The 14,828-nt window shown below is 43.7% G+C and carries 13 protein-coding genes; 4 read left to right on the forward strand and 9 right to left on the reverse strand.

All coding sequences use genetic code 11. The features are described 5' to 3' along the window. Window positions 1-24: 24 nt before the first annotated feature. Window positions 25-2,115, forward strand: a complete 2,091-nt coding sequence (locus tag MgSA37_RS03045; protein WP_172885286.1) for a S41 family peptidase — start codon at window positions 25-27, stop codon at window positions 2,113-2,115. A gap of 21 nt (window positions 2,116-2,136) precedes the next feature. Continuing rightward, entirely contained in the window at window positions 2,137-3,189 is a 1,053-nt protein-coding gene (locus tag MgSA37_RS03050; RefSeq protein ID WP_096349791.1) for an LIC11966 family surface protein, read from the forward strand. Between the two features lie 15 nt (window positions 3,190-3,204). On the opposite strand, the gene MgSA37_RS03055 is transcribed toward MgSA37_RS03050, so the two are convergent. Further along, window positions 3,205-3,630: a BLUF domain-containing protein gene (locus tag MgSA37_RS03055; RefSeq protein ID WP_096349792.1), complete on the reverse strand. Its 426-nt coding sequence runs from the start codon at window positions 3,628-3,630 to the stop codon at window positions 3,205-3,207. A 264-nt stretch (window positions 3,631-3,894) separates the two neighbouring features. Between MgSA37_RS03055 and MgSA37_RS03060 the strand changes: the two genes are divergently transcribed. Beyond that, a complete protein-coding gene (locus MgSA37_RS03060) occupies window positions 3,895-5,550 on the forward strand; it encodes a sensor histidine kinase (protein ID WP_096349793.1) in 1,656 nt (551 codons plus the stop codon). Next, the gene (locus MgSA37_RS03065) at window positions 5,547-6,302 is read left to right on the forward strand and encodes a LytR/AlgR family response regulator transcription factor (protein ID WP_096349794.1); all 756 of its coding nucleotides are present in this window, start codon (window positions 5,547-5,549) and stop codon (window positions 6,300-6,302) included. Before MgSA37_RS03060 ends, MgSA37_RS03065 begins: the two co-directional genes overlap by 4 nt. A 31-nt stretch (window positions 6,303-6,333) precedes the next feature. Here MgSA37_RS03065 and MgSA37_RS03070 read toward each other — a convergent pair whose 3' ends face one another. The 8 genes from MgSA37_RS03070 to rpsB form a co-directional block, all read right to left on the reverse strand. Further along, complete coding sequence (locus MgSA37_RS03070; RefSeq protein ID WP_096349795.1) at window positions 6,334-6,513, reverse strand: hypothetical protein; 180 nt, start codon at window positions 6,511-6,513, stop codon at window positions 6,334-6,336. 8 nt (window positions 6,514-6,521) lie between these two features. Beyond that, entirely contained in the window at window positions 6,522-6,707 is a 186-nt protein-coding gene (locus tag MgSA37_RS03075) for a hypothetical protein (RefSeq protein WP_096349796.1), read from the reverse strand. Window positions 6,708-6,974: 267 nt separating this feature from the next. Then, window positions 6,975-8,204: a DUF3999 family protein gene (locus MgSA37_RS03080; protein ID WP_096349797.1), complete on the reverse strand. Its 1,230-nt coding sequence runs from the start codon at window positions 8,202-8,204 to the stop codon at window positions 6,975-6,977. Continuing rightward, window positions 8,182-10,584 (reverse strand): DUF2339 domain-containing protein, encoded by a 2,403-nt coding sequence (locus MgSA37_RS03085; protein ID WP_096349798.1) that lies wholly within the window; start codon window positions 10,582-10,584, stop codon window positions 8,182-8,184. The genes MgSA37_RS03080 and MgSA37_RS03085 overlap by 23 nt, the downstream gene beginning before the upstream one ends. A 326-nt stretch (window positions 10,585-10,910) precedes the next feature. After that, entirely contained in the window at window positions 10,911-11,618 is a 708-nt protein-coding gene (gene pyrH, locus MgSA37_RS03090; protein WP_096349799.1) for a UMP kinase, read from the reverse strand. 116 nt (window positions 11,619-11,734) lie between these two features. After that, window positions 11,735-12,853, reverse strand: coding sequence for an N-acetylglucosamine-6-phosphate deacetylase (nagA, locus tag MgSA37_RS03095; protein WP_096349800.1), 1,119 nt, complete (start codon window positions 12,851-12,853; stop codon window positions 11,735-11,737). Between the two features lie 160 nt (window positions 12,854-13,013). Next, window positions 13,014-13,853, reverse strand: coding sequence for a translation elongation factor Ts (tsf, locus tag MgSA37_RS03100; protein WP_096349801.1), 840 nt, complete (start codon window positions 13,851-13,853; stop codon window positions 13,014-13,016). Window positions 13,854-13,947: 94 nt separating this feature from the next. Further along, entirely contained in the window at window positions 13,948-14,823 is an 876-nt protein-coding gene (gene rpsB / locus MgSA37_RS03105; protein WP_096349802.1) for a 30S ribosomal protein S2, read from the reverse strand. Window positions 14,824-14,828 lie beyond the last annotated feature (5 nt).

Consider the following 14,828-nt stretch of genomic DNA (forward strand, 5'->3'; position numbering starts at 1 on the left):
ATTTTACTGCCAGCATTTTATGGCATGAAAAAACTCCCGGTGGCGCTGTTTGCTTTAACCTTACTTCCAGTATTATCATATGCACAAACGGCCGGTAAAGTCGCGGACGAAGCTTTTGTGATAACCCGGATGGTCAGCAAGTTTCATGCAGAGCCGCGTCAACTGAATGCTTCATTTTCGGCAGATGTATTTAAGGGGATGCTGGATAAAGCGGATGAGGACAGGATCTTCTTTACGCAAAATGATATCGGCAGGCTCAATCCATACCGTGCAGTAATTGCAGATGAAATAAAAAAGCGCAATACGGCTTACCTGGATCTTTTTATCAGCATTTACCGGCAAAGGCTGCGGCAGGCTGATTCATTGGTGGAGATCATCGCGAAAAGTCCTTTTAATTTTTATGCTATTGAAAAATTAACGGTTGCCGAAGATACTTTGTTTGCAGCATCGCCGGTGGCTTTGCGGCTAAAATTATACAAGAAGCTTAAGGCAAATGCATTGGACGAACTGGATGATGACATAACGGACGACTTTAAAACCTGGCCGGCGCCTAAACAAAAAAAATATATCGACAGCGCCGGGCTGGCCGCTCAAAAAAAAGTGGTTTCGTCCCTAAAAAGGAAGATCGGCAATATCTTGCAAAATCCGTATGGCATTGAGCGCTATTTGGGCAACCTGTATTGCGAAACCATCGCGTCATGCTTCGACCCGCATACCGAATTTTTCCCGCCGCAGGAAAAGGAAAACTTTGAAAGTGAACTGGGTAAACAGCCATTCCAATTTGGCTTCCGGATGAAAGAAGATAAAAACGGTGGCGTGCTGATTGATAACCTGGAACCGGGCAGCCCGGCGTATAAAAGCGGCAAGCTGAATAAAGGCGATAAATTTATGAGCCTGCAATGGGAAGGCCGTAAAGTAGTTGACGTTTCGGATATCTCCATGGATGACTTTATTGAACTGATCAGGCAGAGCGGTCACAATAAAGTTTTATTCACTATGAAAAAAACCGACGGATCAACAGTGCAGCTGACCCTGGAAAGAGAACAGGTTGCCGCCGGCGGAGGCGAGGATGACGGCAGGGTAAAAAGCTTTGTATTAAAGGGCAAAATTACCGTGGGTTATATTTATTTACCTGCTTTTTACGAAGATTGGGAAAGCAATAACGAAGGCCTTAACGGCTGCGCAAATGACGTTGGCCGCGAGATCATCAAATTAAAAAAAGAAAACATAAGCGGGCTGATTCTTGACCTGAGAAGTAACGGTGGCGGCTCGGTTGGAGAAGCTACTGAACTGGCAGGTATATTTATAGATGCAGGACCGGTTGCGCAGGTAAAAAGCAAGGATGAGAAGGTAGCAACGATTAAGGATACAGACCGTGGCACGGTGTATGACGGCCCGCTGGTGATCCTGGTAAATGGTTACAGCGCCTCTGCATCTGAAATGGTGGCAGGTACCCTGCAGGACTATAACCGCGCTGTTATTATTGGATCGCCCACCTATGGTAAAGCTACTATGCAGGTGGTTTTGCCGATGGATACTACGATTACCCCTGAAAATTTTTCGAAAGTGGTAACTGAGGATAATTTAAAGCTCACTGTTGGCAAACTATACCGGGTTACCGGCGCCTCGGCCCAGTTTAAAGGCGTGCAGCCAGACATTGTGTTGCCTGACATGCTTGACGCTTACATCAGCAAGGGAGCCGATGAGCCTTTTGCATTGCGCCCCGGATCAATCGCCCCCAATAAATATTATACGCCATATGCACCGCTGCCTTTAAAAACACTGGCGCAAAGTATGCAGACCGAAATAGATACCAGCCAATTTTTTAACATGGTAAAAAAATTGGTAGCCTTTACCAAACAACAAAAGGCGGCTAAAGATATACCGTTGAATATTAATGATTATCTGGCTTTAAGTATGGCCAATAATGCAGGCGCCACGCCGCCGGTGCCGCCGGTAAAAAAATTCATTGTACAAAGCAATGCTGATGAACAGGAAAGGCTGCAAGCCAACAGTTTGCTTAAGGAAATGAATGAAGATTTTAGTAAACGGGTGGCGGCAGATGCTTATATTAGCATTGCCTGTGACGTACTTGCAAAAATGAAAACCGAATAACCAACAGCAATAAATAACCCCATGAAAAAACGCTTTACCTGCACTTTATTATTTATAGCAATAGCACTGGGTGTAGTAAAAATCGCCAGAGCGCAAGATCCACAGGCCGACGCGGGTACTTATATGACTGCGATAAGTACTGCCGAAACGGATATGAACAAAGCTTATATGGCCTATATCAGCGCCTCGGCGCATAGCAGCCGTAAACGAAAGATCGAGAAATTGCGGAACATTGCGGTGGATAATATTGTGATCTGCCAGAATACCATCACCAACCTGCCGCCTTATAAAGGGGATAATTCTTTGCGCCAAAGCAGCCTTAAATTTATACAATTATGCTACAAGATATTTAACGACGATTATACCCACATTGTAAATATGGACGATATTGCCGAACGCAGCTATGACGAAATGCAGGCCTACCTTTTACTGGAACAGGCCACCAATGATTCGCTGGAGATGGGCAACAAGCGGATAGCAGCTGCCGAAAAAGCTTTTGCAGCAAAGTACGGGGTAACCCTTATTTCGGAGCGGACGGAACTTGGCGATAAGATGGAAGCCACCGGCCGCGAAACCAGGTACCATGATAAAGTATACCTGTTGTTTTACAAATGCAATTGGGAAGACAACCAGTTGACTGAAGCTGTTAATCAAAAAAATGTAACCAAAATTGAGCAGGTTCGCAGTGCACTTGGCAAATATGCCATTGAAGGCCTTAAGGTATTGGATACATTAAAGGCTTTTGACAATGACGGCTCATTGGCCAATGCCTGCCGGCAGGCGCTCAGTTTTTATAAAACCGAAGCCGACACGCAGGCGCCGAAGCTTACCGACTATTTTATGAAAGAGGAAGCCTTTAACAAACTTAAAGCCACGATGGACGCCAAAAGTGCCGACCAGCGCACCCAGCAGGACGTAGATGCTTACAACAAGGGGGTAAATGAGATAAATGCCGCAGTAAATACTTATAACCAAACCAACCAGGACCTTAACAATGGCCGCAATGATGTGATCAATACCTGGAACGCTACCGAAAAGCAATTTATGGATATACATACTCCGTATTATAAATAGCAGGGCTGAGTGAAGCTAAATGCCGATGCGGGTAGTACGGATAAATGATTTGAGCAGGTCTGTTGCTTTGTGTTGTTTTTCAGTGAGGAGGAGTTTCCTGGTTTCAGGATCTAGAAACCCCGACAAACCTGTGTTGCTAAAGCTATCCATTGCCTTAAACCCCATAGACCACTTTGGGAAATTACGATCTGTGAGTGTGCCGCTATCAATAATGGTTACACCTTTATGGCGGGGGTCGGCACTGATGCGTTCAAAAGAACATTGTACGGTTTCCTTTTCTCCCTCCAGTAATTGAATAAAATTGCCGTCGCCGTATAACAACAGGCCCGTAATACCGTCACGGGTATTGTTCCGATGGCTCACTTTTAAAAGGTCTTTCAATTCGTCACCGGTAAACCAGTTTGTGCCGGCGCTGATGTAAAGAATATAATATAAGTCCATGAGTTCCGGTGAATTTAGTTTGTAACTGAAGATGAGACTCCTTTTTAAAACAAAAACTGAAAATTATGCCAAATGTTTTTGTTTAAAGGGCAATTTCCGGCAGCAAACAAATTAACGCAGCAACTGCCAAAGATGCTTATATATCCGGTTAAACAGGCTATCTTTCAAAAAATAAGCTAAATTCACAGCCTTATCTACGCAATTCACAATACAGGAAATGATAATCCGGGAACGATTGATATTTGGGGAAGAAAACAAACCGACATGAAAAAGATCCTGCTGCTTTTAATATCAATCATTATCGTTTCAAAAGTTGCCCAAGCACAAATCAACTGGTCAACCTATTCCCAAAGCTATTCAACCGGGTTGCTGGATAAGCCCTCAAACGTTGGGATAATCGTCACTATTCCCGAAATAAATAATGCATTTTGGGATCAGCATCCTAATGAATTTTTAAAAGGAGATTTAGTTGCTGATACTTCATTTCAGCAAAACCGGCCGAAAGACTTTGTTGCCATCAATACCTTTGATGCCGCCAAAGCCCAGTTTTTCCTGCATGGGGTTGATAAAACAAACGCAGCAGACTATGAATATAGGGTGCTTGATGGTAAAAGCAAAACAATTGTACCATGGAGTACCATTATAAAATTCCCCTCAAAAGACGTGGGTGTTGTTTCAGGTATCAAAAAAATGGCCTGGCTGGGTGGTTATTCTGCATCATTAGGGAATAGGATCATTGTTGATGTGAGAAAAAAAGGTTCGGCAAATATTCTTTCAACTGCGGTTGTTGCCTGGGTGCCCATCCGGCCTGTTTTATCAGATATTTATTCAGCAAACGAATTAAATATCTTTTTAAACAGACTTTCCCATCCCTGGTCAGGTAGTAAGTACAAAAGTCAATATCCGGTTAAGCAAATAGACAATACAACTGGATTACCTCAAAAATTTATTACCGAGCCAAGAGATAACAATCTCATATTCTATTTGACGGCTAATATTTACAAAAAAGAACAACTGGAATATGAGTTGATAAAAAACGGGGTAATCTTTATCCCCTGGAAAGCAAATGATTTTGACAATGGCTTTGTATGGCTTACCAACCTTCAACCCGGTGAATATTCATTGAAAATGCGGTATACCGCGCAAAGGGAGCATGTAACTGAATACCCATTCCTGATTAAAACGCCCTGGTATCAATCCGGCTGGTTTCATTTCGTCTTTATACTTTTGCTTGCTTTTTTTGGCGGTTTTTTCGTTGTTTTAATCTTGAACAGCAGACATAGGAGAAAAGCTGAAAAAGAGTTGTCCAAAAAAACAAAATTGCAGCTTGAACTAAAGGCCATATACGCACAGCTGAACCCACATTTCATTTTCAACGCATTAAGTTCAATACAGGGCCTGATCAATAAGCAGGATATAAAAGGTGCAAACAGTTATCTGTCTGATTTTGCTGGCTTGCTGCGCGAATCATTAAATAACAGCAATAAGGAACAGGTTGCATTGAAACAGGAGGTAGCTGCTTTGGAAACCTATTTAAAGCTGGAGCAGTTGCGCTTTGGGTTTAAATATAATATATCGGTAGCTGATGATATAAATGTGTACGAAACTGAAATCCCTTCCTTATTATTGCAGCCGCTGGTTGAAAATGCCGTAAAACACGGCGTTTCGGCCCTGCAGGAAAATGGCCGGATCAGCGTGAATTTTATAAGGAAACAAAATGATATGATGGTATCGGTAACTGACAATGGCGGAGGCTTTATGGCTGCGGAAAATGAAAGCGGTTTTGGATTGAAACTAACCCGTGACAGGATAAAACTGATGAACGACCTCGCCAACGGGCAAGCTATCGGCTTTGAAATGAAGGCAAATACGCCATCCGGAACGCTTGCCGAACTTACTTTTAAAAATTGGTTTTTATGAGCGTTAGTGCGGTTTTGATTGATGACGAAAAGAATAACCTGGATAACCTGCAGGAATTGCTGCGCACGTATTGTCCCCGGATAAATATTTGCGCAACTGCTTTAAATGCGGAGGAAGGTAGAATCATCATCGGGAAGCATCAGCCGGATATTGTTTTCCTGGATATCCAGATGCCGCATAAAAACGGGTTCGACCTGTTAAAGGAACTGAATAATTACGATTTCGAGGTGATCTTTGTAACCGCGCATGACCAGTACGCCATCCAGGCCCTGCGTTTTGCTGCGGTAGATTACCTGTTAAAGCCGATCAATATCAATGAGCTGCAAGCCGCAGTTGACAGGGCCATCAAAAAATGCAAATTAAAAGTACAGAACCAGCAGCTTGAAAACCTGATCAGCCTGTTAAAGAGCCAGCAAAACAGGGGGGAACAGCGCATTACCTTAACTACCCTTAAAGAAACCCGGTTTATTAAAACCAACGACATTGTGCGTTGTGAATCATCCAATAATTACAGCACGTTCTTTTTGCAGGGGGGCGAGTCATTATTGGTTTGCAAGCCGATTTATGAATATGAGGAGATTTTAAAAGATTATAATTTTATCCGCTGCCACCAGTCGCACCTGGTGAATAAAAAATCCATTAAAAGCTGGAAGAAAGAATACGGTGATTTTTTGCTGCTCTTAAACGGTGACGAGATCCCGGTTTCACGAAATAAAAAGGAAAGCGTAAAGAAAGCGCTGGAGAATGGGTAGGTGCGGTGGCAGTGGGGCGTAAAGTTTACTTTTATCGCTTTTTTAGCAGCACAACCATCAGCCAAATGATTGAAAATGCCTGCACCATCAGCATACTCCCGAATAATAAGCTGCTGCCCGGCCAGTTCATTATTTTTAACAGCATGGCTGCCATCATAAAAGCAAAACTGGCTATAAACAATACAAGCGGGTATCGGTAATTGGAAAACATCAATTAATTTATTTAGCCCTTTTTTGTTTGATATAGGCAAATATAGCAGGTGATTTCAGGATCAGTAAGGCAACTGCGCCGCCGGCTATAATACTGCTCCAGGTTTCTACTTTTGGGTCGAAATTCATCAAACTGACAACCACCATTATGATGGCAAGAATGCCCACAAACATATACAAGTAAATATTTTTCATACTGCGAAATACGCAACCGGTTAGGCTGTAAATCTAAATAAAAATAGCAGGAATATTACGCCGAGTGCACTTCAAATTGTCGCATAACCACCATGTGTTCCGATGGAACATAAATTGCCTTTATTTTAAGCTACCAACCAGACGTCCCTATGGGACGAACGAATAAAATGTCCCTGCGGGACATCTCGTGGGTAGAAAAAACATACAACAAGGGGCATGTTCCGTAGGAACATTTGGTGCCTTTGCGACAATTTGAATTGCACCTTATTACGCCTTCCCGGTTTTGTTGTTAACCTCGGTCACCATTTTCCACGTTAGCAGGATTAGCAGCAACAGGGCCGCGATGATCGCGATCCAGATGATCATACCGTTATCTTTCTTAATTATCGTCGTATGTATTTGATAGGTCGTGTTTTTGATAACAGCCGTATGGCTGATTTCCGGTATGCGCTGATGAATGCTGTCGATAAAAAACTTCAGGTCGTAATCAGGTGCGGGGGCTTTTTTATCGCCCGTTAAAATTTTATAAGATTGCCCAGCATCGAGGTAGCTTACTATAAACTGATCCGCCTGGAAAACCCTGATGTTTTTTATGCTGAGCGGTAAGTTATCGCCATTATCAATCTGCAATTCAAGTTCGTTCCCCTTGGCGGCAAACAGCAGGCTGTTGCTTTTGCCCGGGAATAGTTCCGCGTTGCTCACCGGTATGCGGTCTTGTTTGTCCATCTGGTAAATGGCAACGTCCCGCCTGTAATATTTGGGCGCGGTTATAGTTAGTTCTATCTTGTTAACCAGGTAATTATCATTTAGCCTGATATCGATATAAGTTACCTTATTGCTGTCCTTCTGACTAACGCGGGCGTCCGGTACCTCAAAATACGACTTTGAAACCGATTGCTCAGTATAAATACCCGCTTCCAGGAATTTTAACGGCGCTTTGTTTTTATCATTTACCAATAGTTTTAAATAGCGGTAATTGCTTGCAGGGAACGAGAGCGATTGCAAATAGGCGCCTCGGCTGTTTAAGCCAGCTTGCTGTAATGGAACGTCTTCCTCAATAGCGAACCAACGTTGCAGGTCGTCACTGCCCGATATATTTACGTTGCGTTTTACCGCGGTGTTCCTGAGTTTTACCCAGAGCATATTTACGGGCAGGCTTTCCCTGTTTTCAATAACATAGGAAGTGCCTGTATCAGTTTTTGAAGCAACCCCTACCCCCGGGAATACCATAAACTTTTCGTTAGCAGGCTGCGGGAGGTTATCAGCCATTATATAGGGTACAAAATACCCCTTTTGGTTGACCAGGCGGATATCCGACAGGTCGGCATTGCTTTTTGCAACAAGCGCCGGCTGCAGGCTTATTTTATAAAACCCGGCTGAATCTGTTTTAGGAATAGTAGCCGCGTATTTAAAAGTGTTTTGTGCCGACGCAGAAAACAGTGCGCAAAACATTCCCGCTAAAAATAGTCCCGCTTTATTCTTTTGACTTCGCCTCATCGTCCACAATAATTTTTTTAACTTTTTGGTACATAAAAGATATGATGAGCAATAACACGCCCAGGCAAAAGAATGCTGCTATCTTGCCGGCAACCGGGATGTTGTTAATATCGAATATAAACAGTTTTAACAACGTAATGGTAAACAGGGTTAATGAAATAATGCGCAGATTCCGTTGTTTGTTGCGCATCCCCAGCCACATCAGGATAAATGAGATCACGCCCCATAATACGGGTAGCGTAGTTTTAATATAGACGGTTTGGATAGTATCTACACTGTTTTGTTTTGAAAAAAACAGCAATTCGCCCAGCAGGCAAATTTCTAAACTAAAAAAAGCCACAATTCCTGCGGATAACAGCCAGGCGCAGGCATCTTTTGTGGTATTGCTAAACTTATCCCGGCAAAGACGGATGATGCTGTAAAATATCATCGCTATAAAAATATCACTCACCCAGTGAACGGCAAAGTGCGACACGCTGATCTTTTTCAACTCCAGCATTTCTGCCAATTGGGTAAAAAATACCGGCGCCAAAAACAGGTAAAAAGTAGCGGTACAGGCCAACAAGGTTAAGGATAGTTCCCAGTTATAATCAGCGCCGTTTAACCTCGCTGAGATAAGACGGAACAGGTAAACAAAAACCGGGACATACAGCGCCAGGTACAAAATATTGATGCTGGTATTTGGGTAGTAGCTGGAAAACTGGTGGTTAACCTCCAGCAATCCGCCTAAAAACAACAGGGTAATGGCAACAATACGAAACATGTTTTTATTGATGGAGAAACCATTAAGTGCCTGCTCCTTGTCTCTTTTTACCAAAATATAAAGCAGGTACGAGCTTACCGCTGCAACCATAATGGTAATAAATCCTTTATTGGCAATGATGGCAAGGTGGGTGCCTGAATTTACATAAACATTGGAAATATCCATCAGCAGGCTAAAGATCATCGCGATGAAGATGACGATAGAGGTCAGTTTCATTAACCTGATGGATGATTTAAGGTAAAGCCAGTAAAGCAGCACCGTTTCAGATGCCCAGAACAGGGTAATGTTATTGCCATGCAGTTGGATGGGTGCAGTTAGTGAAATAAAGGTAAGGGTGATGCCGATGAGCAGGTAAAGAATATTCGGGTCGACAGTTTTTTTACGGAACAGGATATACGACAGCACCAGGTTAATTAATGCCAGCGCCGCGCTGAACAAGCCCCGGTATTGAGGTAGTCCCATTTCGGTTAACAAATACAGGCCTGCTGCAAAGTACAGCGCGGTATTGATGAGCAAAATGCTGAAATCAACCGCCAGGAAGCTTTTGTTTTCGCGGATGTTGTTGATGATATTGATGATGAAGAACAGCAAATAAAAGATAGTAGCGTATCTCAAGCCGATGTAATAATTGGCGCCGGTTAGGGTATACAATACGGTTGCAAAAACAATAACTGATAAACCAAATGATGAAATATTGAGGATACGCCAGGCCTTAAAATAAGCAATGACGAGCAACCCGGCATTTAAAATAAGCAGGTAAATAAAAAGCCCGTTGTAATTGTTAGTGCCGTTACTCACCAAAAATGGGCTGGCGAAACCGCCGATAAGGGCTATAACGGCCAGTTCCTGCTTGTCATACAACAACGCAAGCAGCACCGCGAAAATGGTGATGACTATCAGGATGCATAGGGCCACTAACTGGCTAAACAGGTGGAACTCCTGAAAAGCGAGGGTAATGGTAAAATAAAAAACAGCCAAACCGCCGCCCGTTAATACCGAGCTAAAGGCTTTATAGCTATTGCGCATGCGGTGGGCAAATCCAACTAAAATAGCGCCGCAAAAAATGCCGATACCCACGCGTCCGACCGGGCCTACCCAATTGTTATCAATGGCATATTTTACAAAAAAACCGATGGCCAGTACCAAAATGGCGATACCGATTTTATTCACCAGGTTTTCGCCAATGAATTTTTCAAGATCGGGATAGCGTTCAAAAAATGATGGTTCCGGTTCGGGTTGCGGAGTACGGAAATTTGGCTGCGGATCGAGCGTTTTTACAGGCCGGTGCAGGTTGGCCATCACATCATAAATAACCTCGGTGTGTTTTTCAATAACAGGCTCGGGTTTAACCTCAACGGGTTTTGGCGGCTCCGGCAGTTTGAATTCCTGCGGAATTGCCGGGCCGGGGACTTTTTCTTCAATAGTTGGTAAAGCCGGCATCGGCCTTGGCTCAGGTTTAGGGCTTTCTGCGGATTTGGTTTGCTGGAACTGCCTGAGTAAATTTTGCAGCTCAGCGATCCTGTACTCCAGGTCCCTGAATTTATCGTTGATGCCCGATCTGTTGGTGATGAGCAGAACAAGGATTACTAAAAGTAAAATGATGGTGATTGCGTCCATAATGCGAGGTTGGTGAAATAAAGGTAGAAGATTTAGAGAGAAAACGCAGCATCGCCTGAAATAATGCAAGGAAAAGGCAAATGCGGTAGGGCGGGTTTAGCCTTAAGGATCTTGCTGATGTACACTATCCACGTATAACGCACCAATGACCGTGAATGTGTAAAATATCGGTAACTAATAACAAAAATAAAAAAGCCGTGCCCCTTGATATGGAACACGGCAGGTTGCGTACCTAACGGCACGCTATACGTTTCTTTTTTATTTTTCTACCGATATTTTGCTCCTGAGCATCGAATGCTTTATACAAATAGAATTGGATTGAAAAATTATTCTTTCACCAAAGTACCAATCGGTTCGCCCAAAGCAATTTTCATAAAATTGCCTGGTTTGTTCATATCAAAAACAATGATGGGCAGCTTGTTTTCCTGGCAAAGGGTAATGGCGGTCATGTCCATTACATTAAGGCCTTTGTCGTAAACTTCCTGGTAGGTGATGTTTTCGTAACGGGTGGCCGAAGGGTCTTTTTCAGGATCGGCGGTGTAGATGCCGTCAACGCGGGTGCCTTTTAGTACTACGTCGGCTTTTATTTCAATAGCGCGCAGGGAAGCGGCAGTGTCTGTGGTAAAGTAAGGGTTACCGGTGCCGGCGCCAAAGATCACAATTTTGCGTTCTTCCAAATGGTGCATGGCGCGGCGGCGGATGTAGGGCTCGCAGATCTGCTCCATTTTAATGGCCGATTGCAGGCGAGTTTCAACCCCAATACTTTCCAATGCGTTTTGCAGCGCCATACAGTTGATTACGGTAGCCAGCATGCCCATATAATCGGCCTGGGCGCGGTCCATACCCGATTTCTCGGCGCTCAGGCCGCGGAAGATATTTCCGCCACCAACCACAATGGCCATTTCTATGCCCTTATCATGCACATCCTTAATGTCATGTGCATACTGTAAAACCTGTTTGTTATCAATTCCGTATTGCTTGTCGCCCATCAGCGACTCTCCGCTAAGTTTTAAAAGGATCCTTTTATATGTCATGAGGTCGTTTTGTCAAAAATAGAGAAATATGTTCAGTGTTAAAATTTTATGTCAGATTTGTTAAGTAATACACAAACCTGCCTGCCGGCAAGTTGCACGAATTTTTTCGGATTACACTAATTACCCGGGATCAATATTCCTTTGAAAATAGTGCTTTGTACTTCGAAGTTATCATTAAAAACGATCATATCCGCATCGCAGCCGGGTGCTATCATTCCTTTCTTATCCATTTTAGCTAATTGCGCCGGGTATAACGAAGCCATATTAATAGCTTCGGCAAGGGAAATGCCAACGTGTTCCACGCAGTTTTGTACAGCTTTTAACATCGTAAGGCAGGAGCCGGATAGGGTGCCGTCAGGCATTACAAAGCGGTCGCCGGTAAACTGGTGCTGGTAGGTCCCTTTTGAAGCGGCAGTAACCCTGTCGGTTATCAAAAACAGCTTATCGCCCAGTTCGCGTTTGGCCAGGCGCACCATGGCAAAATCAACATGGATCCCATCGTTTACAATGCTGGTGTATGGCCGCTCCTCAAAAATTGCAGGGATGTAGCCAGGGTCCCGGTGGTGCATTTGGGGCATGGCATTAAATAAATGGGTAACAGCCGGGATGGGTTTATTTAAAAACGACTTGCCCTCGGCGTAGCTGGCATTGCTGTGGCCGGATGACAGGATAACCCCATGATCGTGCAGGTAATTTATGACTTCCTGGTCCTGCAGTTCAGGCGCAATGGTCATCATTTTAATTACCCCGTCCGCACTTTCTATCCAGCGCTGCACTTCGGCAAGCGTGCCTTTTTTAATCAGTTGGGCAGGGTGGGCACCCTTTTTTATAGGGTTAAGATATGGGCCTTCCAGGTGTAATCCCCAAAAGTTTCCCTTGCAGGTTTCACGGTAAATTTTCGCCGATTCAATGCCTCTTTCTACAATGTCATTGGTGTTGGTGCCAATAGTTGCAAAAAAGCCGGTGGTCCCTTCGCTTAACAGGTCCGATTCCATGCGTTCCAGTGCATCAACTTCCGGTTCGCCGGCAAACAATTTGCCGCCGCTGCCGTAAATCTGGAGGTCAATTAAGCCAGGAGCAAGAAAAGCGTTATGCAAATCGGTTTTGTGGGCCTGTTCAGGAATGGAGTGTTCCGGAACGATGTCAATGACCTGGCCATTGCTGATCAGTACAGCTTTGCCATGGCTGATGTTGCCATCAGTAATGAGTTGAAGGTTGTGGAGTGCAGTTATCATATAAGTCAAGCCCCTCTAAATCTCCTCCGCCTATTGGCGGAGAGACTTTTTGCGAAGTATATTAAATATAAAACTATTCTCTTTAAAGCCCTCCCTACCGGGGAGGGTTGGGTGGGGCTGCAAAAAAAATCCCCCCGATAAATCGGGGGGATTAAAATATTTAAGCTCCTAAAGCAACCCGCTTAAACGCGGTTACTGTTAATCCCTTGTCAACCCCGTTTAAAAACTGGGCCACGCTTTTGGATGGGTCCTTTACAAACTCCTGGTTCAATAAAGTTGAATCTTTGTAGAATTTGTTCAGTTTACCTGCAGCGATTTTTTCAACCATTGCTTCTGGCTTGCCTTCCAAACGGATCTGTTCTTTAGCAATTTCCAATTCGCGTTCAATAGTAGTAGCGTCAACGCCATCTTTATCAATAGCAACAGGGCTCATCGCTGCAATTTGCATTGCCACGTCTTTACCTGCGTCATCGGCTCCGGCTACATCTGCGCTTAAACCTACCAATACACCTAAACGGTAATTGCCATGGATATAAGCGATCACTTTCTCAGCTTCGATTACTTCATATTTAGATACGCCGATCTTTTCGCCGATTTTACCTGTTTTGTCGATAACGGCTTCGCCGATTTTCTGACCATCAACAGCAAGATCATTCAGTGCTTCCAGGGAAGCAGGGTTGTTTTCAACGGCAACGGTAGCGATCGCGTTAGCAAAAGCAATAAATTCAGCGTTTTTAGCCACGAAATCAGTTTCGCAGTTCAATTCGATAATTACACCACGTTTGCCATCAGCCGAAGTACGTGCAATAACCACACCTTCGTTTGATTCACGGTCCTGGCGGCTTGCAGCCACTTTAGCACCTTTTTTTCTTAAAAAATCAATGGCCGCTTCAAAATCACCATTGGTTTCAGTTAAAGCTTTTTTGCAATCCATCATACCCGCACCAGTTTGCTGGCGCAGTTTGTTTACGTCGGCTGCAGATATTGTTACTGTAGACATTTTTGTATGTTTATTAGTTAAGTGGTGAGTGGTGAATAGTGAGTAGTGAGGATTATAAAAAACTCACCATTCACAACTCACCACTCACAAATAATTATTCCTCAGTTTTTTCAGCTGCAGGTGTTTCATCAGCTACTGCCGCTTCAGCTTCAACAGCCGATTTGCGTGCACGTTTGCCGCCTTCACCCTGTGCAGAACGATCTGCAGGTGCAGCTGCTTCAGGAGCATCAGCTTTTGCTTTCGCAACTGCCGCTTCTTTTTCAGCTTCGTCTTCTTTTTCGCGTTTGCGTTCTTCCAAACCTTCAACTATTGCCTGGATGATGATACCGGTGATCAATGAAATTGATTTGGTTGCATCGTCATTTGCAGGGATAGGGAAATCGATGTTCGAAGGATCAGAGTTGGTATCCACCATCGCAAAGGTAGGGATATTCAATTTTAATGCTTCCGAAACAGCGATGTGTTCCTTTTTAACGTCGATCAAAAATAAAGCTGCAGGTAAACGGTTCAGGTCAGAGATCCCGCCTAATAAAGTTTCCAGTTTAATACGCTCGCGCTGTATCATCAGCCTTTCTTTTTTCGAAAGGTTTGCATAAGTACCGTCTTTAGTCAATTTATCGATGTTTGACATCTTTTTGATCGACTTGCGTACAGTAGCAAAGTTGGTTAACATACCACCTAACCACCTTTCGGTGATGAAAGGCATGTTTACTGTTTTCGCATAATCAGCAACGATGTCTTTCGCTTGTTTCTTTGTCGCTACGAATAATACTTTACGTCCTGATTTTACAATTTGTTTTATAGCTGCAGCAGCTTCTTCAACCTTGGTTAAGGTTTTATTTAAATCGATAATGTGGATACCGTTGCGCTCCATAAAAATGTACTGCGACATTTTTGGGTCCCATTTGCGGGTAAGGTGACCAAAGTGTACACCTGCATCCAGTAAATCCTGATATGTTGTTCTTGCCATTTTGT

Origin of the sequence: Mucilaginibacter gotjawali (genome assembly GCF_002355435.1) — a bacterium.
Lineage (GTDB): Bacteria > Bacteroidota > Bacteroidia > Sphingobacteriales > Sphingobacteriaceae > Mucilaginibacter > Mucilaginibacter gotjawali.

Excerpts from the sequence above, each read along its gene's own strand:
- MgSA37_RS03045 (WP_172885286.1), top strand. The coding sequence starts at position 25 with ATGAAAAAACTCCCGGTGGCGCTGTTTGCTTTAACCTTACTTCCAGTA.
- MgSA37_RS03050 (WP_096349791.1), top strand. The coding sequence starts at position 2,137 with ATGAAAAAACGCTTTACCTGCACTTTATTATTTATAGCAATAGCACTG.
- MgSA37_RS03055 (WP_096349792.1), bottom strand. The coding sequence starts at position 3,630 with ATGGACTTATATTATATTCTTTACATCAGCGCCGGCACAAACTGGTTT.
- MgSA37_RS03060 (WP_096349793.1), top strand. The coding sequence starts at position 3,895 with ATGAAAAAGATCCTGCTGCTTTTAATATCAATCATTATCGTTTCAAAA.
- MgSA37_RS03065 (WP_096349794.1), top strand. The coding sequence starts at position 5,547 with ATGAGCGTTAGTGCGGTTTTGATTGATGACGAAAAGAATAACCTGGAT.
- MgSA37_RS03070 (WP_096349795.1), bottom strand. The coding sequence starts at position 6,513 with ATGTTTTCCAATTACCGATACCCGCTTGTATTGTTTATAGCCAGTTTT.
- MgSA37_RS03075 (WP_096349796.1), bottom strand. The coding sequence starts at position 6,707 with ATGAAAAATATTTACTTGTATATGTTTGTGGGCATTCTTGCCATCATA.
- MgSA37_RS03080 (WP_096349797.1), bottom strand. The coding sequence starts at position 8,204 with ATGAGGCGAAGTCAAAAGAATAAAGCGGGACTATTTTTAGCGGGAATG.
- MgSA37_RS03085 (WP_096349798.1), bottom strand. The coding sequence starts at position 10,584 with ATGGACGCAATCACCATCATTTTACTTTTAGTAATCCTTGTTCTGCTC.
- pyrH (WP_096349799.1), bottom strand. The coding sequence starts at position 11,618 with ATGACATATAAAAGGATCCTTTTAAAACTTAGCGGAGAGTCGCTGATG.
- nagA (WP_096349800.1), bottom strand. The coding sequence starts at position 12,853 with ATGATAACTGCACTCCACAACCTTCAACTCATTACTGATGGCAACATC.
- tsf (WP_096349801.1), bottom strand. The coding sequence starts at position 13,853 with ATGTCTACAGTAACAATATCTGCAGCCGACGTAAACAAACTGCGCCAG.
- rpsB (WP_096349802.1), bottom strand. The coding sequence starts at position 14,823 with ATGGCAAGAACAACATATCAGGATTTACTGGATGCAGGTGTACACTTT.